This is a genomic window from Streptomyces sp. NBC_01408, from assembly GCF_026340255.1.
Classification (GTDB): Bacteria; Actinomycetota; Actinomycetes; order Streptomycetales; family Streptomycetaceae; genus Streptomyces.
Genome location: NZ_JAPEPJ010000001.1, coordinates 1426839 through 1446257, shown reverse-complemented (window position 1 = coordinate 1446257; position 19419 = coordinate 1426839). Strand labels below are relative to the sequence as shown.

Below are 19419 nucleotides of genomic sequence, written 5' to 3'. Positions count from 1 at the left end.
GCACCCGCCACCGGGCGGCTGTTCACCCTTCGAGCAGCCGCTGCCCGACGTACTCGCCGGAGCGGGGGCCGGGCGGGACCGCGTACAGGCCGCTGGACTCGTGCCGGATGAACTCCGACAGGGCGTCGCCGCGGTCGAGCTTGCGCTGGACCGGGACGAACCCGCGCAGTGGATCCGCCTGCCAGCAGATGAAGAGGAGCCCGGCGTCGGGGGTGCCGTCGGCGCCGATGCCGTCGTGGAAGGAGAAGGGGCGCCGCAGCATGGCGGCCCCGCCGTTCTGTTCGGGGGCGGAGATCCGGGCATGGGCGTTGGCCGCGATGACCGGCTTGCCGTCGGCGCCGAGTTTGTCGAGCGCCATCTCGGTGGTCTCGCTGCCGCCGGTCAGCGGTGCACCGGTGGCCTTGGTGCGGCCGATGACCTGCTCCTGCTGGGCGAGGGACTGCTTGTCCCAGTCGTCGAGGAGCATCCGGATTCGCCGGACGACCGCGTACGAGCCCCCGGCCATCCAGGCGTGCTCGGCGGGGCCTGGGCCCGCAGCGGGCACGAAGATCCGCTTGTCGAAGTCGGGCTCCGAGGGCTTCGGGTTGCCGGTGCCGTCCACCTGGCCCATGAGGTTGCGGGCGGTCATCGGTGAGGCGGTCGCGCCGGGCGTCCGGTTGAAGCCGTTCATCTGCCAGCGGACGCGGGCGGCGTCCCCGGCGTCCTTCTGCAGCGCGCGCAGCGCGTGGAAGGCCACGAGTCCGTCGTCCGCGCCGATCTGGACCCACAGGTCGCCGTTGCTGCGCCGGTCGTCGATCCGGTCGGCCGAGAAGACCGGAAGCGGGTCGAGGGCGACGGGGCGGCGGGCGGTGAGCCCCGTCCGGTCGAAGAAGGAGTGGCCGAAGCCGAAGGTGACGGTCAGGGAGGACGGACCGGCGTCGAGCGCGATGCCCGTGTCGTCGGCCGGGGAGGCCTCGCCCGCCATCAGGCGGCGGGCCGTCTCGGACCAGCGCCGCAGCAAGGCGGCGGCCTCCGTACGGCCGGCCCCGGCGGCGAGGTCGAAGGCGACGAGGTGCCCCTTGGCCTGGAGCGGTTCGGTGATTCCGGCCTGGTGGTCGCCGTCGAAGGCGATCCGGGAGGCGCCGAGGGCGGACGGGCTTCCGTTGGAGCCGTCGGCGCCGCTCCCGGAGCCGGTGAGCGCGGAGTGCGCGATTGCGCCGCCGGTGGCGCCGAGCGCCAGCCCCGCGGCGCCCGCGGCGCCGACGGTGCCCAGCAGCCGGCGCCGGGAGATCTCGATGTCGGTGTTGCTCTCGGTCACGCTGGTCAGCCGATCTTCACGGTCTTCTGGACGGTCGTCTGGTCGATGTCGGAGGTGCGCACGGTCACGTCGATCCGCCATTCGCCCGCCAGCGGCAACTGGACGCCCGAAGAGCTCCAGTGCCCGGCGGCGGCACGGTCGGGGACGAGCGGCAGGGGCCCGATGTCCTTGGCGGGGAGGGTGAAGGCGACCTTGACCTCGGGGAGGTCGAGGGGCTTGCCGTCCGGGGCGTCGGCCCAGACGTGGAGGGTGTTGGCGCCGACCCGGCCCGGGTCGAGTTCGAGCCGCACCTCCCCCTTGCCGTTCTGGCCGCCGGTGTCGAAGGGCAGAGTGATCTTGATCGCGCGGTCGGGCACGGCGGTGGCGGATCCATTGCGGCCCGCCTCCTGCTCCACGGCGCGGCCCGGCTCCGTGCTGGTGAGGACCGTGGTGACGGCGAGAAGGACCACGGCGATGCCCGCCTCGGCCAGCACCGAGCGGCGCAGTCCGGCACGGTCCGGATCGGCGTCGCGTACCCGCTTCTCGTGGGCGCTCGTGCGGGCCGCGCGCTGCCGCGCGAGCTGGGCGGCACGCTTGGGGTCCGCCGGGACGGTGACGGGCTCTGTTTCACGTGAAACATCGCGCGGCGCGACCACCTTCACCGGCGTCTGCACGGTGTCACCGTCGGCAAGCCGCGCGGTCCACTTCCGCGACAGGTAGGCGACGGCGAGCAGGACGGTGACGATGCCGACCTTGAGGAGCAGGAGCTGTCCGTAGCTGGTGTCCGTGAGGGCGGACCAGCTGCCGAGCTGACGCCAGGCCTGGTAGGTGCCGGTCACGGCGAGCACCAGGACGCTGACGAAGGCGACGGTGGAGAAGCGCCGGACGGCCGTACGCTCGATCCCGGGGACCTTGTGGAGCGCGACCAGCAGCGCGGTGAGACCGCCGAGCCAGGCCGCGACGGCCAGCAGGTGCAGGATGTCGACGGGCATTGCGATACCGGACTGGATACCGGTGGAGGCATGTTCGGACAGGGCCCAGGTGGCGGCGATGCCCGCGGACACGACGGTGCCGCCGATGGCGAGGCCGAAGGCGAGGTCGCTGGTGTCCTTGTCCCCTTCCGCGTTCCCTTCCTTGTTCCCTTCCGTGCCGCCGTCCGCGTCCCCCTGCGCCGTGCCGGAGGCGGGCAGACGCCGTGCGTAGGCACCGAAGAGGACCGCGATGAAGAGGGCGGCGGCGCCCAGCAGGAGCAGCCGGGAGACGAGAGAGGCGCCGGTCTTGGTCTCCAGGACCGCCTGCAGGCCCTCCAGGTCGAGCGCGTCGCCGAACTTCCCGGACCCCGTGTACGGGGTGCGCAGCACCAGCATGGCGAGGGTGGCGGCGGTGAGGGTGACCCAGGCGCGCAGGACGAGCTTCTGGAGCGGCCGTTCGGCGGCGCCCCGGCGCCAGCACAGCAGGATGAAGGCGCAGGCGCCGACGAGGACGGTGAACCCGGCGTAGGCGGCGTAGCGGGCGATCCCGTAGGCGATGCCGACGGGGCCGCCGCCCGCCTGCTGGGCGGGCAGCGTGACGCTGGTGGCCGAGGGCGCGCCGATGGAGAAGGTGAAGGCTCCGGAGATCGGGTGGCTGTCCGCCGAGACGGCCTGCCAGGCGACGGTGTAGGTGCCGCCCGGAAGGCCGGAGTGCAGCGCGGTGCCGTAGCGGATGACGTTCCCGCTGCACATATCGCGCAGTTCACCGGTGTCGACGCGACGGCCCTGGGGGTCCAGGACGCGGATGGAGTCGTCGCCCATGGCGACCTGCTCCGAGAAGGAGAGGGTCACCTGGGAGGGAGCCGTGGCGACCACCGCCCCGTCCTTGGGGTCGCTCGCGGTGAGTGCGGCGTGTGCCGAGGCCGGGGAGGCCGCGGTGAACAGGGTTGCCAGCAGGGCTGCGAGGACCAGCGCGAGCCGCGGCAGCAGTGCCGTGGCGTGGACGCGGGCCGCGGAGGGGGCGGGGGCGGGGGCGGTGGCCGTCATGGCGTGTCAGTCCCTCGGTCCGTCAGTGGGCGTTGGAGTTCTGAGCGGTGTAGGTCCGTTCCTTCACGTCGAGCTCGACCTCGACGGGGGCGGCCTTCTCGAAGTGCAGCTCGACGGTGACCTTCTCGCCGACCTTCGGGGTGCTCTTGAGCCCCATGAACATGACGTGGTCGCCGCCGCGCTCCAGCTTCAGCTCACCGTTCGCGGGCACGTCCATGGAGGGGACCTGCTGCATCTTCTGGTCCTTGGTCTCGTGGATCTGCAGATCGTCCGAGAGCGAGGACGTCACGCCGGTGAGCTTGTCGGCGGTCTTGGAGCCGTTCTTGATGACCATGAAGGCGCCGGCCATCTTGTCGTTGACGGGCTCGGGCATGAAGGCGCCGCTCACCGTCAGCTTCGGCTTGCCCGCCCCGTCCTCGGAGTCGGAGGAGGAGCAGCCGGATATGACGAGCGCTGCCGCCAGGGAGAGGGCGGCGGCGAGGGTGCGGGTGGTGCGGGCGGTCACGGGTTCTCTCCCTTGATGAGCTTCGGCAGGTCCTTGGTGTAGTCGTCGACGGTGGTGCCCTCGCCGTAGAGGACGTAGCCCTCGTCGGTCTTGGGCGAGAACGCGATGACCTGGGCGCCGTGCATGGAGACGACGCTCCCGTCGGCCTCCTTCTTGGCGGCCTCGATCCCGATGCCGAGCGTGCGGGCGGCGGCCTGGATGGTGGCGAAGTCCCCGGTCAGTCCGGTGAAGGACGGGTCCTGGGAGTTCAGCCACGTGCCGAGGGATTCGGGAGTGTCCCGTTCGGGATCGGTGGTGACGAAGACGACCCGCAGGTTGTCCTGGTCGGCCTTGGGCAGTGCCTTCTTGGCGACGGCGATGTTGCTCATCGTCAGGGGGCACACGTCCGGGCAGTTGGTGTAGCCGAAGTAGATGAGCGTCGGCTTGCCCTTGGTCTGCTCACGCAGGTTCCACGGCTTGCCGGTGGTGTCCGTGAGGACGAGTTCCGGCTTGCTGAAGGGGCGGTCCAGAACGGTCGCGGCCTTGGCTCCGCTCTGGCCGCCCGAGAGCTGGGTGACCGAACCGGTCTTGGCGGGTTCGCCGCCGCAGGCGGAGAGGGTGAGTGCGGCCGCCGCGACGAGCGCGGCGACCGTCACACGTGTGGTGCGCATGGAGAAGTCCCTGGGATCGGGGATGTGTACCGGTGCTGTACCGGGTGGTGTACCGGGATGGATCGGGGAGGTGAGGGCGCCCGGAAACGACGGAGCCCGAGGGCCGAAGGTCAGGCGGAGCGGCGGCGCGAGGCGACGCCGAAGGCGACACCGCCCAGTCCGACGACGATGCCGGCGACGCCGAGGACGCGCGCGGTCGTGTCGGAGCCGTGCTCGGCGGCCGCCTTGTCGTGGCCGTCCTTCGCGTCCTTGCCGTCCTTGGCGCCGGCGTTCTTGGCATCGCTCTTCGCGTCGGAGCCGTGGTGGTCAGCGCCCTTGGCGGCGGTCAGCTTCAGTACGGGCGCCGGGTTCTGCGGCTCCTCGGCGCCGTCCTTGGCCTCTTCGATCCAGCGGACGACCTCGCCGTTGTCGTAGGTCTGGAGGGACTTGAAGACCATCTGGTCGGCGGTCTCCGGCAGCTTGCCCACGGAGAGGGGGAACTGCTGGAACTTGCCGGGCTCGATCTTCCCGCCGGACCAGGTCACCTTGGTGACGGCCTCGTTGATCTGCTTGCCGTGCACGGTGAGCGGCTTGTCGAGCTTGCTCTTCTCGACCGTCACGGTCCAGCCGGGGACGTCCTGCGGCATGACGGACGTGAGCGGCTGGTCGATCGGGAAGTTGACCTCGAGCTGCGTGGTCGAGGCGTTGTCACGCTCGTTGGGGACCTTGAAGTTGATGGTCGCGTACCCGCCCTTGGTGGCCTCGCCGGGCTGCACGCTGACGTGTGCGAAGGCAGGGCCGGAGAGGAGGAGGACGGTGCCGGCGGCGAGGGCGGCGGCGAAGGAGACGCGAGAGGTCTTCATGGCGGAAACACTCCACAGAAGCAGGGTGACGGTGCCCCGCGCACGGGCGCGCGCGGAGTTGCGCGGCACCGGGCTCCAGGTGTCGTGTACCCGGGTAGGGGGCGCCGCGTCAGGCTGCGAGGGCGAGCGCCACTGGCGGCCCGCGCCTGATCACCGCGTGCTGGAGTTCCTGCCGGCCGGTGGCGGCGGCGGGATCGGCGGCGGTCCGCGGAGCCCGCGGGTCCCGGGCGGGCGCGCCGGGGAGCCCGGCGCCGAGGGCGCGTACGAGGGCGAGCGCGGTGCGCAGCGCGCGGACCGGGGTGGCTTCGGTGGACAGCCGGGACAGCTCGATGAGCCGGGAGAGCGCGGCGTCGCCGCGTCCGAGCAGCCAGCCGGCGGCGAGCGCGGCCAGCAGGTGGCCGATCAGCATGGCCGGGCTGAACAGGCCGGTCGCGGGCGGCGGGCCGGCTGCGTGCGCCAGGTGGGCGTGCACGGCCTGGCCCTGTTCGAGGGACTGCGCGGCCAGGGCGGCCGGATCCAGCCCGGCGGCCTCCAGGATCTGCCGGGCGGCGGCCGGGTCGAGCGGTACCGAGTTGCCCCCGCACACCAGTTGCGCGGCGAGGGCCGCGAGCGAGGTGTCGGAAGCGGCGGCCGGTGCCTGGGCCGGGGTGGCCGCGGCGCCGTGCTGGCCGAAGCCGAACAGCGTGTGCAGGGCCAGCTGTCCGGCGGCGAGCCCGCCCGCGATGGCCGGCAGCGTACGGGGGCGTCCCGCGAGCGGGGCCGCGGCCGCGAACACGGCCAGGAAGCCGATGCCGAGGGTCCACCAGGGCACGGTGGCGCATGATGCCAGGGCGTGCCCGACCGCGGCCAGCACGACGCAGACCGCGGTGAAAACCGCGGTCCGGACGAGCCGGAGGCCGGCTCCGGCGTGCTTGGCGTGGGGGGCAGTCATGGCCGGGCCATCATCGCACTGCGCTTAGGCCCTGCATACGGCAGGTCGTGCAAGGCGCCTTGAGTTCCGCTCCACGGGCACCCGCATACACCGGCGCCCGGGAGAGCCACATCGGCCGAACGAGGGCATTGGGGACGCCGACGGCCGCCGGGGCGCTTACGGCCCCCCGTGGGCGGCAATAGGTAACCGTATGAGCATCTGGTGGTCTCTCCACTTGAGGCGCGAAGCCGCGAGCGTGCCGCTCGCCAGGCGACTGCTGCTGGGGACGATGGAGACCGCGGGGGTGGACCCGGACATCTCCTTCGATCTCTCGGTGGCGCTGAGCGAGGCCTGTGCCAACGCGGTGGAGCACGGCGGGTACGGCGACGCCCTGGACGAGACCGAGGCGTACCACGTCACGGCCTATCTGGACGGGGACCGCTGCCGCATCGAGGTGACCGATTCGGGCCCGGGATTCCCGCCCGCGACGGTGGCCCGCCGTAGACCGTCCCTGGCCGAGCACGGCCGGGGACTGCACCTGATCGCCGAACTCGCCGACCACGTCCGTCTGCGCAACAGGCCGGGCCGGGGCGCGTCGGTGAGCTTCGACAAGATGCTGAAGTGGCGTGACGACGCGCTGCTCAAGGTGTCGTAGACACGCCGGAGGGCGGGACCCCGCACCGGGATCCCGCCCTCCGTACGCCGGCTTCCGAGCCGGGACATCCGCTGGTGTCAGCCCTTGAGGCGCGCCATCCAGGCCTCGACCTCGACCGAGGTGCGGGGCAGCCCGGCCGACAGGTTCCGGTTGCCGTCCTCGGTGACGAGGATGTCGTCCTCGATCCGGACGCCGATGCCGCGGTACTCCTCGGGCACGGTCAGGTCGTCGGCCTGGAAGTACAGACCGGGCTCGACGGTGAGGCACATGCCCGGCTCCAGCGTGCCGTCCACGTAGGCCTCGGTGCGCGCGGCGGCGCAGTCGTGGACGTCCATGCCGAGCATGTGGCCGGTGCCGTGCAGGGTCCAGCGGCGCTGCAGGCCGAGCTCCAGGACGCGCTCGACCGGGCCCTCCAGCAGACCCCACTCGACGAGCTTCTCGGCCAGCACGTGCTGGGAGGCGTCGTGGAAGTCGCGGAACTTCGCGCCCGGCTTGACGGCGGCGATGCCGGCTTCCTGGGACTCGTAGACCGCGTCGTAGATCTTGCGCTGGATGTCGGTGTACGTGCCGTTGATCGGCAGCGTGCGCGTGACGTCGGCGGTGTAGAGGGAGTGGGTCTCCACGCCCGCGTCGAGCAGCAGCAGGTCCCCGGAGCGGACGTCGCCGTCGTTGCGGACCCAGTGCAGGGTGCAGGCGTGCGGGCCGGCGGCGCAGATGGAGCCGTAGCCGATGTCGTTGCCCTCGACCCGGGCGCGCAGGAAGAAGGTGCCCTCGATGTAGCGCTCGGACGTGGCCTCGGCCTTGTCCAGGACCTTCACGACGTCCTCGAAGCCGCGGACGGTGGAGTCGACGGCCTTCTGCAGCTCGCCGATCTCGAATTCGTCCTTCACGGCGCGGGCCTCGGAGAGGTAGACGCGCAGCTCCTCGTCGCGCTCCTTGGTCACCTTGTCCGTGAGGGCGGACTCGATGCCGGAGTCGTGGCCGCGTACCGCCCGGACCGGGCCCTCGGCCTCGGTGAGGGCCTCGGCGAGCTCGCGCACGTCCTTGGCGGGGATCCCCAGGAGCTGTTCGGCCTCGGCGAGGGAGTGGCGGCGGCCGACCCACAGCTCACCCTGGCCGGACAGCCAGAACTCGCCGTTCTCGCGGTTGGAGCGCGGCAGCAGGTAGACGGTGGCCGTGTGGCCGGTCTCCCCGGTGGGCTCCAGGACCAGGACGCCGTTCTCGGTCTGGTCGCCGGTGAGGTACGCGTACTCGGTCGAGGCGCGGAAGGGGTACTCGGTGTCGTTCGAGCGGGTCTTGAGACGGCCCGCGGGGACGACGAGGCGCTCGCCGGGGAAGCGCGCGGACAGCGCGGCGCGGCGGGCGGCGGTGTGCGCGGCCTGGGCGATGGGCTCCAGTCCGTGCAGCTCGGTGTCGGCCCAGCCCGTGCGCATGCTCTCCGCGAGTTCGTCGCTGACGCCCGGGTACAGACCGTTCTTGCGCTGCTTGTGCGTCTTCTTGGGCTGCTCTTCTTCCGGGGTCTCCGGGGTGAGCTCGTCAGCCACGTCTTCTCCTCAGCTACGACAGACACGGACCTGGGTGTGGACCTCGTCCATCGTATGTGTGACCGGAAGAAGCACGGAGGGCCGTGTGCGCTATCGCACAAACACCCTCAAACCGCCCGGCTCACTCAAATCGGGCGGCCAGCAGCACGATGTCCTCCGGGGTATCGGCCGTCTCTCCGCCGGGCAGGATGGTCCGCAGGATGTGGTCGCAGATGGCGGCCGGGTCGTCCCGGGCGCTACGGGGCACCCCGGCGGCCGCGGCGTGCAGCCGGGCGTAGGCCCGGTCCATGGGGTCCCCGGTGCGCTGGAGCAGCCCGTCCGTGTACAGCAGCACCGTTTCTCCGGGTGCGGGCTCGATCTCCACGCTCGGCGCCTCCCAGCAGGAGAGCATCCCCAGCGGCGCGGAGAGGGAGGTCTCCACGTACTCGGTGCGGCGCTCGCCGATGAGCAGGGGCGGCGCGTGTCCGGCGCCCGCCAGGATGAGCTTGCGCTGGGCCGGTTCGCAGTAGGCGAAGAGCGCGGTGGCCGAACGGGCGGGCTCGGTCAGGCGCAGCAGCAGCTCCAGGTCGGACAGGACGGCGACGGGGTCCTCGCCCTCCATGACGGCGTACGCGCGCAGCGAGGCCCGCAGCCGGCCCATCGCGGCGACGGCGCTCGGCCCGGACCCGGTCACCGAGCCCACGGCCAGCCCCAGGGCGCCCTCGGGCAGCGGCAGGGCGTCGTACCAGTCGCCCCCGCCGCGCGGCCCGGTGTGGTGCCGGGCGGCGAGCTGTACCCCGGGGATCCGCGGCAGCCTGCTGGGCAGCAGCTCCTCGGCGACGGTCGCCAGGCGCGCGCGGGAGCGCTCCACCTCCAGCATCCGGGCCACGTGCTCGGCGGCGTGCCGGACGTAGAGCCCGGCGAGGTCGCGCTGGCGGTCGCTCGGCTCGGCCTGCTCGTCGTAGAGCCAGACGGCCGCGCCGAGCCGCCCGGTGGCCTCGGCGGTCAGCGGCACCGCGTAGCTGGCGGCGTAGCCGAGGCGGGCGGCGACCTCGCGGTGGCGCGGGTCGACGGGGGCGGCGAAGCCTCCGGTGCCGGCCGGTGCGCCCGGCTCGGGGAGCACCTCGGAGCCACCGTGGGCATCAGGGAGTCCGTCGAGGATGCGTCCGTAGGAGGTCGCGCTGCGCGGCACGGTCTCGATGTGGCCGAGGTCGGCGTGGCCGAGGCCGAGGCCGATCGTGGTGGTCGGCCCGAGTCCGTCGGAGGGCTCGAGGACGAGCAGCCCGCGGCGGGCCCCGACGAGGGCGGCTCCGGCGCGCAGGAACTCGTGGAGGGCGGAGTCGAGGCCGCCGGTGCGGGCCAGGCGTTCGGTCAGCTCGTGGAGGGTGGTGAGGTCCGAGACCATGCCCGCGAGCCGGTCCTGGATCAGGCTGCCGGGGCCTGGCGGAGGGACCGGTGAGGGGGTGGTCCGTGCGGGTGCGGGCGCCGCAGTCTGCGGTGACGCGGTAACTGCTGGATCGATTCCAGCCACTTTCGGCAGATGCGGGGCGCTCATGGCGTCCGCCTTTCCACCTGGTGCGATTCGCCGAATAGCATCGCAAACCCCCAGATCGTGCTGCGCCGCCATCAAGGAATCCACATCTACACGCACACGTGGATGCATGTCCAGCATTGCCCAGGTGGGAATCCTGGTGTCCGTGGGACGGCAACTCACTGTCCAGCCAAGGCTAGAACTTGGCCGGAAAGAGCTGGAAGGGGACGGTTTTTGCGGTCGACTGGGCGGGCGTTCCGGGGGGCACGGGTACGTAATCGTCAGTGTCCGGGGTCAGTTGGCGCCGCCGGGTACCTGTCGGGAACCGCCCGGCACCGGCCGTCGTCCTAAGCGGCGGCAGCCGCTCCCGGTACCGTGCGGGTCGCGTTCCACCCCCCGCCGGACGTTTGATGGACCCGGTAAGAAAACTGCACGAACCGTGTGAACCTGCTTCAGGCGCACAGTGACGCGAAACGTGTACGTGTAGTGAGTCACCCGTTACATGGTGTGATGTGGCCCTCGACGTTCAACGGAAAGGAACGAGCGCTCATGCGCGAGATCCTCGGAAGGCGTCTCCAGCGGCTCCGCTATCGCCTCGAATCCCGGTCCCCGTCCTGGTCATGGCCCCGGTCCCGGTCCCGGTCCGGGCGAACCGCCCCCGGACAGAGCCGCCCGCCCGTTCCCGCTCCCGCTCTCCTCGACGCGGCGCTCACCTGCGCCACCGCGTGGCAATGGCCCGTACTGCCCGGAGTCGGCCGCTCCGGCGCGGACAGCTCGCGGTGCGCCTGCCCCGACCCCGACTGTGCGGTCCCCGGCGCGCACCCCTTCGAGCCGGGGCTGCTCGCGGCCACCACCGACCCCCGGATGGTGGCCTGGTGGTGGACCAACCGGCCCAGTGCCCCCGTCCTGATGGCCACCGGCGGCGCCGCCCCGTGCGCGGTGAGCCTGCCGGCCACGGCGGCGGCACGGGCCCTCGTACGGCTGGACGCGCAGGGCATGCGGCTCGGGCCGGTGGTGGCCACGCCCACCCGCTGGTCGCTGCTGGTGGCGCCGTACTCGCTGGAACGGCTCGGCGAGCTCCTCTACGCCAAGGACCACGTGCCCTCGTCGCTGCGCTTCCACGGTGAGGGCGGCTACGTGCTGCTGCCGCCCTCCGCCGCGTCCACCGGCGGGCAGGTGCGCTGGGAACGGGAGCCGCAGGCACCGGAACGGGCGCAGTCCCGGCCGGGGGAGCGGGCGGCGGACGCGGGAAGGATCTGGCTGCCCGAGGTCGAGGCGGTCGTGGACGCGCTGGTCGAGGCGAGCAGCGGAGCGCCCGGCGGCGGCAGCCGGCTGGCGTACTGACCCGGGGTGGTCCGGTATCGGCCGATCACTCGTACGGGTGCCAGCTGGACCGGTTTCCAAGGGAATTGGGCGCGGGGATCTCCGTGCCCCATTCCCGCGTCGCTATCTTCGGCGAATGAATCTCCGCCTGATCGGTATCGGCGCCGGTGTGCTGATCATCTTGTCGCTCCCGCTCGCCGGGGCGATCGCGGGACCGGATTTCGCCGTTCAGGATGACGGAAAGAGCGGCGGCCTGCTCTCGACGCTCGGACTTTCGGACCCTTCGCGCCCCTCGTCGGCGTCGTCCTCGCCCACCTCGCCGGCACCCGCGGCCCAGCAGCCCGGACCGTCGCAGCAGCCCCGTACGGATTCCCAGTGCGGTCCCGAACTGTCCTCGCCGCACGGCCTGGAGGCCCAGACGTGCGTCCTGGTGGCCGAGGGCCGGACGTGGGGCCGCAGTTACTACCGCAACACCAGCGGCCGTCCGCTGGACGCGGTGCTGACCGTGATGGGACCGGCCGGGCGGACGGTGCAGATCCGGTGTGCGGTCGGCGCGGGGGACGAGCCGGGATTGTGCGAGACGCCGAGCGAGACCTCGGCGGGAGCGCCGGACAGTTACTCGGCTGTTGCGGAATTCGCAGTTCCGGATGATGAAGGGGCGCTGCTCTTGCGGTCCGGGAGCAACTCACCGGCCCCGAGTGACGGTTGAGAACCGCCGAAATGAAGGGCCCGGTCGCTGGCGACGGGGGATGCACCAGCGACCGGGCTACAAGAACGGTAACAAGAGATCGCCTGTACGCAAATTCGATCTCTGATATTCAGACACGGATTTGCAGACGATTAGCGGGAGTTGTGACTCCGGTCACCGACCTCCGCGTGTGTGCAGGTCAGCTGAGGGTCACCTGGCGGTTGGTGAGTCCGCCGCGCGCCCGGCGCTCTTCCGTGGTCAGCGGTGCGTCCGAGGCCAGAGCCTCGGCCAGCCGCTCCGCGAACTCGGCCGCGGGCTTCTCGACATCGTCCGCGGTGACCCCGGTGGGCAGATCCCAGACGGGAACCATGAGGCCGTGCGCGCGGAAGGAACCGACCAGCCGCGTGCCTTCGCCGAGCGAGGTAGTGCCCGCCGCGTGCAGCCGCGCGAGGGCGTCGAGCAGCTTCTCCTCGGGGTGCGGCATGACCCAGCGCAGGTGGTTCTTCTCGGGGGTCTCGCACCAGTAGGCCGCGTCCACACCGGAGAGCTTGACGGTGGGAATGGCCGCCGCGTTGGCGCGCTCGAGCGAGGCGGCGATCTCCGGCGAGGCGCTCTGGGCGCTCTCCGATTCCGGAATCCAGAATTCGAAGCCGCTGTGCACAACCGGCTCGAAACCGCCGTCGGAGTCCAGGAGATCCTGAAGTCGCGGACCCTCGGCCGGAACGCGGCGGGCCGGAACGGGAGTCCCCGGATCCGCTACGAGGGCACGCTCCAGGGTGTCGGCCATATCGCGGCCGAGATCCCCGGTGGAGGACTCGTTCTGCAGGCCGAGCAGGACAGATCCGTCCTCGCGGCGCAGCGCCGGCCAGGCCATGGGCAGTACGGTCACGAGCGTGACGGAGGGAACGCCCTCGGGCAGACCGGCCTTGAGCGACAGCGGGACGGTGGCGGCGGGCACGAGCTCGCGCAGCGCGACCCAGTCGCACTCGCCCGGCAGTCCCTCGAACGGGCGCCGTACGTGCTCGGTGACGGCGTGCGCGGCGGCTGCGCCGTGGCAGGCCTTGTAGCGGCGCCCGGATCCGCAGGGGCAGGGCTCGCGAGCGCCCACCACCGGAATCTCACCGTTGTTGAGCTGCGGCTTTGCAGTCTTCGCTGCGGGGCGCTTCTTGGCCATCGTGGGTGTCTCCCGGTTGCGGCGGTACGGCGTCGTGTCTGGGCGCGAGCCTAGCCGTTCGTACCGCCGGAACCGGTGGGGTGCGGCCGGGAGCACGGTCGGCGTGCGCTCCCGGACGGCCGCCTGTGCGGATGACCGGTACTGCTGTCAGGGATCCCCTCGGTGCTCAGGGATCCAGATCGTCGAAGGCATTGCTGAAGTCGATCGCCGGGGGCGCAACGCGCGTAGCGAAATCCTCGTGCCGGGGCCCGCAGGCAACGACCACCCAGACGGTGATCTCACCCGCCGCTCCGTCCCGGACACCCCAGTCCTGGGCCAGGGCACTGATGATGTTCAGCCCCCGGCCGCCCCGTGCGGTGACCGAAGGCGTGGCCGGAACCGGGCGGGTGGGCCCGCCGCCGTCCGTGACCTCGACCGTCAGCCGCCCTGCTCTGTCGACGCGCCACGCGGCGCGTATCTCCCCGTCCCCGACTTCTCCCGCGCCCAGAGGTCTGCCGTGTCGGCAGGCATTGCTGAGCAGTTCGGAAAGGATCAGTACGGCATCGTCCACGACCGATTCGGACACTCCGCTGACGCGCAATTGCTCACGCATGCGGTGTCTCGCCTCGCCCACGCCCGCAGGACCATGGCGTACGTCCATGCACGACGACGTGGGCACTTCCTGTGCCACCACCAACGCCACCCCCGGAACCTCCTTAGCCCCACGCATGGTCTGGATGCCCCAATGGCCTGGACCGGAAACCGCCGAAGCGGAGCACTCTGACGCATTCATGACTATCGAATGCGGAGCGGATGCGCCGGGGCACACCCCGTGACGTGCGGGCCCTGCGTGACGGGTGGGCAAATGGGGACGTCAGCGCCCTAGTTGTGACAGAACTTGGCGGGGCCTGTTCGTGATGATCGCCTCCACACCCAGATCAGCGCAGAGCTGAACGTCTTCTGGCTCATTCACGGTCCATACGTGCACGGAGTGCCCCGCGTCCTGGAGCTTGCGGATGAAGCCGGGATGGTTGCGCACGATCCGCATGCCCGGGCCGGCGATCCGCACCCCGGCCGGCAGCCGTCCGTCCCGCATCCGGGGGGAGATGAACTGCATCAGGTACACGGTCGGGATCGTCGGCGCGGCCGCGCGCACCCGGTGCAGCGAGCGCGCCGAGAAGCTCATGACCCGGACCGGGTGCGGGCCCTCGGCCGGCGGGGAGTCCAGGGCGAAGCGCTTGAGGAGGAAGAGGAGGCGCTCCTCCACCTGTCCGGCCCAGCGGGTCGGGTGCTTCGTCTCGATCGCGAGCTGTACGGGCCGGCTGGCGTCGGAGATCAGCTCGAGCAGCCGCTCCAGGGTGAGGACGGACGTGCGCTCCGGGTCCGCGTCCCAGTCGGGGGACTCCTCGCGGTCCCTCCAGGAGCCGAAGTCCAGGGCGGCGAGGTCGGCCAGCTCCAGGGCGGAGACGGCGCCGCGGCCGTTCGAGGTGCGGTTCACCCGGCGGTCGTGCACCAGGACCAGGTGGCCGTCGGCGGTGAGCCGGACATCGCACTCGAGTGCGTCGGCGCCGTCCTCGATCGCCTTGCGGTAGGCGGCCAGGGTGTGCTCGGGGGCATCCTCCGAGGCGCCGCGGTGGGCGACGACCTGGATGGGGTGCGGCATTGCGTGGGTCACCGGGTCATGGTGCCACCGCGGGGGCCTCGGACGTAGAGAGCGGGTACGGAAGATGCGTCCGAAATGTCGGATATAAAGGATGCCAGGAGATACACAGGTGCGGCTTACAGTGCTCTGACGGGTCATGGGAAAGGCTTTGCTCAGGAACTTGTGCGGCACGTCGAACGTTCAGTCGGACCGATCGCCAGAGATTTCTGAAGCCGTGTGTGACGAGGAGAGAGCGCTGTGAGCACCGAGAACGAGGGCACCGCGGCCCCTACGCCCCCCGCGGCCCCGTCAGTACCCCCTGCTCCGGCCTCCGAGACGCAGGTTCCGGCGGTTGCCCCGCAGCCGGCCGACGCACCCCCGGCGCCCGTAGCCCCGGCGCCCGCTGCTCCTGCCCCCATGGCCCCGGCCCCCGGGTCCGCCGCGGCCGAGCCGGTGACGCAGCAGCTCCCGCCGACGCCCGTGCCCGGCACCGAGCAGACCCAGCAGATCCCGCCCACCCCGGCCGCGCCGGCCACCCCGGCTCACCAGGCCGCCCCGGCGTACAGGCACGCTCCCGGCCCGCAGGCCCCGTATGCCCCGCACACTCCGCAGGTCCCGTACTCCCCGGCCGCGCACGGAGCCGAGGGCTGGCCGCCCCCGCCGCCCACGGTCCCGGCGTACGGCGGCCACGGCGGCGGTGTCTGGGGCACCCCCCTGACCGCCGACGGCACCCCGCCCCGCAAGCCGAAGGGCAAGGGCGGCCTGATCGCGGGCGTGCTCGCGGCGGCTCTCCTCGCGGGCGCCATCGGCGGCGGCGTCGGCTACTGGGCCGCCGACCGCAGCGACAACGGCACCGGCTCGACCACGATCAGCGCGGCCACCCCCAAGGAGCTCAAGCGCGACGCGGGCTCCATCGCGGGCCTGGCCGCCGGCGCCCTGCCCAGCGTGGTCACCATCGAGGCCTCGGCCGGCGAGGGCGAGGGCGGTACCGGCACCGGCTTCGTCTACGACCAGCAGGGCCACATCCTCACCAACAACCACGTGGTCGCCTCCGCGGCCAACGGCGGCAAGCTCACGGCGACCTTCTCCGACGGCAAGAAGTACGAGGCCGAGGTCGTCGGCCGGGCCCAGGGCTACGACGTCGCGGTGCTCAAGCTGAAGAACCCGCCGGCCGGTCTGAAGCCGCTGCCGCTCGGTGACTCCGAGAAGGTGGCCGTCGGCGACTCGACGATCGCGATCGGCGCACCGTTCGGACTGTCCAACACGGTCACCACCGGCATCGTCAGTGCCAAGAACCGCCCGGTCGCCTCCGGTGACGGCTCCGGCGGCAAGAACTCGTACATGAGCGCGCTCCAGACCGACGCCTCGATCAACCCGGGCAACTCCGGCGGCCCGCTGCTCGACGGCCGCGGCGCGGTCATCGGCATCAACTCCGCGATCCAGTCGGCCGGCAACGGCGGCTTCGGCGGCGGCCAGGCCGGTTCGATCGGCCTCGGCTTCGCCATCCCGATCAACCAGGCGAAGAACGTCGCGGAGTCGCTGATCAAGACGGGCAAGCCGGTTTACCCGGTGATCTCCGTCTCCGTGGACCTCCAGTCCAAGGCCGAGGGCGCCAAGATCTCCGAGCAGGGCGCGGCCGCCAACGAGCTGGTCGACCCCAACGGTCCGGCCGGCAAGGCGGGCCTCAAGCCCGGCGACCTCATCACCGAGTTCGGCGGCAAGCCGGTAGACAGCGGCCCGAGCCTGATCAGCATGATCTGGACGTACAAGCCCGGCGACACGGTGAAGCTGACCTACCTGCGCGACGGCAAGCCGAACACCGTGGACATCACGCTCGGCTCGCGGGTCGGCGACAAGTAACCCCGCTGTCGGAAGTGCTGGCTTGATGGGGAGGGGCCGTAGGCGGGATTCCGCCTACGGCCCCTCCCAACGTCCGCTTATGCTTCTCTGGTGTTCGATTCCCGGCACATACGGACGTTCCATGCGGTCGTGGCCTCCGGGTCCTATTCGGCAGCCGCCCGCATCCTCGGGTACACCCAGCCCGCGATCACCCAGCAGATGAAGGCACTCGAACGTGCCGTCGGGACCCCGTTGTTCACCCGCATCGGCCGCAAGATGCAGCTCACCGAGGCCGGGGAGTCCCTCGCCCGGCACGCCGAGACCATCCTCGGCAGCCTCTCCGCCGCCGAGGCCCAGCTGAAGGCGTACGCGCGCCTGCGCACCGGGCGGGTCCGGCTCTGCGGCTTTCCCAGCGCCAACGTCACCCTCGTCCCCGAGGCACTGAGCGGTCTGGCCAAGGAGCATCCGGGGATCCAGGTCGAGCTGCTGGAGGGGGAGCCGCCCGAATCGCTGCGCAGGCTGGAGCGGGGGGAGTGCGACATCACCCTGGCCTTCACCTATCCCGGGCTGCACGAGGAGATTCCCGAGGAGGTCGCCGAGGTCAGGCTGTTGGAGGACCAGCTGACGGTGCTCCTGCCGACCGGCCATCCGCTGGCCCGGCGCCGGGCCGTGCACCTGGCGGACCTGGCCGAGGAGCGCTGGATCGCGGGCTGCCCGCGCTGCCGGGCCAACCTGCTGCACGAGTGCGCGGAACTGGGCTTCGTCCCCGACATACGCTTCGCCACCGACGACAACCTGGTGGTGCAGAGCCTGGTCGCGCAGGGTCTGGGCGTCGCGATGATGCCCGCGCTGGTGCTGCCCTCCCTCTCGCTGAGCCGGGTCTGCGGACGCCCGCTCCAGCCCTCCGCGCGCCGCCACATCGCTGCCTACGTCTACCGGGACCATCTGCGGATCCCCGCGACGTCCGTGGTCCTCGACGTGCTGAAGCAGGTGGCCTCGAACCGGATCGGGTGCTGATCGCTGCGTCGGATCCATAAGCTCTGCTTGGGATTTCGGGTCAGAACTGTCGTTGGACATGCTCGAACGACGGCAGGACGCTGCCGGTATGACCACCACGACACCGGCCCGAACCACCACGAGGATGGCCGGCCTCGTCCGGGAGATACGCACCGTCGTCGACCGGGGACTGGCCCCCGATCTGACGGCCTACCTCGTCGGCGAGCGCGTGGCTCCGCACCTGGGGACGCCGGATCTCCTCACACCCGAACAGCGCGAGGGATGCGCGGACCGCTACCGGCAGCACATCCTCCACACCGAGCCGGACGGCAGCTTCTCGGTGGTCGCCCTGGTGTGGCTGCCCGGGCAGGAGACCGCCATCCACGACCACGTCTCGTGGTGCGTGGCCGGGGTGCACGAGGGTGAGGAGAGCGAGCTCCGCTACCGGCTGGCCCCGGCCACGGCGGTATCCGGCGCCCGGCTGGTGGCGACCGAGGAAGTGGTCAACGGCCCGGGCGACGTCTGCGGGTTCGCACCGCCCGGTGATATCCACAAGGTCCGCAACTCCTGTCGTGCGAAGGCGATATCCCTCCACGTCTACGGCGCCGACGTCGCCCGCCTGGGCAGCAGTGTCCGCAGGGTCTACGCCCTCCCGGCCGACTGATGGCCCTGCTGAACCGCCCTGTCCCCCGGGCGGCACGGGCGGATCGTGTTTCACGTGAAACATCCTCTTCCTGGCCCGGGCTGGGACTCGCGGTCGCGGGCGCTCTCGTGGCGTGGTGCGTGCACCGCATCGCTCCCGCCGTGCCCCTGCTGACCGCCTCGGTGGTCCTGGGCATCGCGGTGGCGCACCTTCCGGGCCTGCGGACCCTCGTCCGGGGAGCCGCGCGCCCGGGCCTGTCCCTCGCGGGCCGGCGGCTGATGCGGATCGGCATCGTCCTGCTGGGCCTCGGCCTGGGGCTGGACCAGGTGCTCCGGCTGGGCTGGGCCACGGTGGCCATGGTGGCCGGGGTGGTCGCGGCCACCTTCTACGGCACCCTCTGGCTGGGCCGCCGGCTCGGGCTGCCCGGGGACCAGCCGCTGCTGATCGCCACGGGGTACTCGATCTGCGGGGCTTCGGCGATCGGGGCGGTGAGCGAGGTCTCCGGCAGCGACGAGGAGGACGTGGCCGCCTCCATGGCGCTGGTGACCCTGTGCGGGACGCTGGCCATCGCGGTACTCCCGCTGCTTCAAGGTCCGTTGGGACTGTCCGACCCGGCCTTCGGGCGCTGGGTGGGAGCGAGCGTCCACGACGTCGGCCAGGTGGTGGCGACCGCGCAGACCGCGGGCCCGGGCGCGCTCGGCGAAGCGGTGCTGGTCAAGCTGATGCGGGTTGCGCTGCTGGCCCCGCTGGTGGCCGCCGTGGCCTTCGCGGTACGGGCCCGGCGGCGCGGGGTGCGCACCGCGGCGGGGCGCCGGCCCGCACCGGTGCCGCTCTTCGTGGCCGGATTCCTGGCCGCGGCCGTGGTGCGGGCCACCGGGGTACTGCCCGACGTGGCGCTGGAGTGGGCGCACACGGCTCAGGAGGCGCTGCTGGCGGCCGCCCTGTTCGGACTCGGGAGTGCGGTGCACCTGCCGACGCTGGCCCGGACCGGCGGGCGGGCCGCGGTGCTGGGGCTCGGCGCGTGGGTGGTGGTCGCCGGGGTCTCGTACGCGGGCGTGATGCTCACCGTATGAGGCGGTGGGGGAAGGGAGTTGGCCAATTCCTGGCCGGAACCGACCGAACGTTCCGACTGCCCGCTGACATCGACGCGCGGCCGTGCCACTCTGCCCCCGCGAGCCGAACTGCCGAAGCACAGAACTGCCGAAGCTCAGAACTGCCGAAGCAC

General features: G+C 71.8%; 17 protein-coding genes and 1 pseudogene. 7 read left to right on the top strand and 11 right to left on the bottom strand.

The annotated features are described in order from the left end of the window. Positions 1-22: 22 nt before the first annotated feature. The 6 genes from efeB to OG447_RS06780 all read right to left on the bottom strand — a co-directional run bounded on the left by efeB (position 23) and on the right by OG447_RS06780 (position 6222). Positions 23-1297 (bottom strand): iron uptake transporter deferrochelatase/peroxidase subunit, encoded by a 1275-nt coding sequence (gene efeB / locus OG447_RS06805; protein WP_266935522.1) that lies wholly within the window; start codon positions 1295-1297, stop codon positions 23-25. Between the two features lie 5 nt (positions 1298-1302). After that, positions 1303-3294, bottom strand: coding sequence for a copper resistance CopC/CopD family protein (locus OG447_RS06800; protein ID WP_266935521.1), 1992 nt, complete (start codon positions 3292-3294; stop codon positions 1303-1305). A gap of 22 nt (positions 3295-3316) precedes the next feature. Further along, positions 3317-3799, bottom strand: a complete 483-nt coding sequence (locus tag OG447_RS06795) for a copper chaperone PCu(A)C (protein ID WP_266935519.1) — start codon at positions 3797-3799, stop codon at positions 3317-3319. After that, the gene (locus tag OG447_RS06790) at positions 3796-4449 is read right to left on the bottom strand and encodes an SCO family protein (protein WP_266935518.1); all 654 of its coding nucleotides are present in this window, start codon (positions 4447-4449) and stop codon (positions 3796-3798) included. The genes OG447_RS06795 and OG447_RS06790 overlap by 4 nt, the downstream gene beginning before the upstream one ends. 110 nt (positions 4450-4559) lie before the next feature. Then, the gene (locus tag OG447_RS06785; RefSeq protein ID WP_266935517.1) at positions 4560-5291 is read right to left on the bottom strand and encodes a YcnI family protein; all 732 of its coding nucleotides are present in this window, start codon (positions 5289-5291) and stop codon (positions 4560-4562) included. Positions 5292-5400: 109 nt separating this feature from the next. Further along, positions 5401-6222 carry a hypothetical protein gene (locus OG447_RS06780; protein WP_266935516.1) on the bottom strand — a complete coding sequence of 274 codons (822 nt, stop codon included), beginning with the start codon at positions 6220-6222 and terminating at the stop codon, positions 5401-5403. 190 nt (positions 6223-6412) lie between these two features. On the opposite strand from OG447_RS06780, the gene OG447_RS06775 reads away from it, so the two are divergent. After that, complete coding sequence (locus OG447_RS06775) at positions 6413-6856, top strand: ATP-binding protein (protein WP_266935515.1); 444 nt, start codon at positions 6413-6415, stop codon at positions 6854-6856. Positions 6857-6933: 77 nt separating this feature from the next. On the opposite strand, the gene OG447_RS06770 is transcribed toward OG447_RS06775, so the two are convergent. Both OG447_RS06770 and OG447_RS06765 read right to left on the bottom strand, forming a co-directional pair. Beyond that, positions 6934-8400: an aminopeptidase P family protein gene (locus tag OG447_RS06770; RefSeq protein WP_266935513.1), complete on the bottom strand. Its 1467-nt coding sequence runs from the start codon at positions 8398-8400 to the stop codon at positions 6934-6936. Positions 8401-8521: 121 nt separating this feature from the next. Further along, complete coding sequence (locus OG447_RS06765; RefSeq protein WP_266935512.1) at positions 8522-10051, bottom strand: PP2C family protein-serine/threonine phosphatase; 1530 nt, start codon at positions 10049-10051, stop codon at positions 8522-8524. Positions 10052-10459: 408 nt separating this feature from the next. Here OG447_RS06765 and OG447_RS06760 point away from each other — a divergent pair, with 408 nt between their 5' ends. Next, a complete protein-coding gene (locus OG447_RS06760) occupies positions 10460-11254 on the top strand; it encodes a bifunctional DNA primase/polymerase (RefSeq protein WP_266935511.1) in 795 nt (264 codons plus the stop codon). Positions 11255-11369: 115 nt separating this feature from the next. Next, positions 11370-11942: a hypothetical protein gene (locus OG447_RS06755; protein ID WP_266935510.1), complete on the top strand. Its 573-nt coding sequence runs from the start codon at positions 11370-11372 to the stop codon at positions 11940-11942. A gap of 178 nt (positions 11943-12120) precedes the next feature. Here OG447_RS06755 and OG447_RS06750 read toward each other — a convergent pair whose 3' ends face one another. The 3 genes and pseudogenes from OG447_RS06750 to OG447_RS06740 all read right to left on the bottom strand — a co-directional run bounded on the left by OG447_RS06750 (position 12121) and on the right by OG447_RS06740 (position 14737). Then, positions 12121-13095: a DUF5926 family protein gene (locus OG447_RS06750; protein WP_266935509.1), complete on the bottom strand. Its 975-nt coding sequence runs from the start codon at positions 13093-13095 to the stop codon at positions 12121-12123. Between the two features lie 166 nt (positions 13096-13261). Further along, positions 13262-13863 (bottom strand): annotated as a pseudogene (locus tag OG447_RS06745) (ATP-binding protein). A gap of 85 nt (positions 13864-13948) precedes the next feature. Continuing rightward, the gene (locus tag OG447_RS06740) at positions 13949-14737 is read right to left on the bottom strand and encodes a glycerophosphodiester phosphodiesterase (RefSeq protein ID WP_266938784.1); all 789 of its coding nucleotides are present in this window, start codon (positions 14735-14737) and stop codon (positions 13949-13951) included. Positions 14738-14974: 237 nt separating this feature from the next. On the opposite strand from OG447_RS06740, the gene OG447_RS06735 reads away from it, so the two are divergent. The 4 genes from OG447_RS06735 to OG447_RS06720 all read left to right on the top strand — a co-directional run bounded on the left by OG447_RS06735 (position 14975) and on the right by OG447_RS06720 (position 19267). After that, positions 14975-16576, top strand: coding sequence for a S1C family serine protease (locus OG447_RS06735; protein WP_266935506.1), 1602 nt, complete (start codon positions 14975-14977; stop codon positions 16574-16576). 90 nt (positions 16577-16666) lie between these two features. Then, positions 16667-17572, top strand: a complete 906-nt coding sequence (locus tag OG447_RS06730; RefSeq protein WP_266935505.1) for a LysR family transcriptional regulator — start codon at positions 16667-16669, stop codon at positions 17570-17572. A gap of 88 nt (positions 17573-17660) precedes the next feature. Then, a complete protein-coding gene (locus OG447_RS06725) occupies positions 17661-18215 on the top strand; it encodes a cysteine dioxygenase family protein (RefSeq protein WP_266935503.1) in 555 nt (184 codons plus the stop codon). Beyond that, on the top strand, positions 18215-19267 hold the full coding sequence (locus tag OG447_RS06720; protein ID WP_266935502.1) for a YeiH family protein: 1053 nt from the start codon (positions 18215-18217) through the stop codon (positions 19265-19267). Before OG447_RS06725 ends, OG447_RS06720 begins: the two co-directional genes overlap by 1 nt. Positions 19268-19419: the final 152 nt, after the last annotated feature.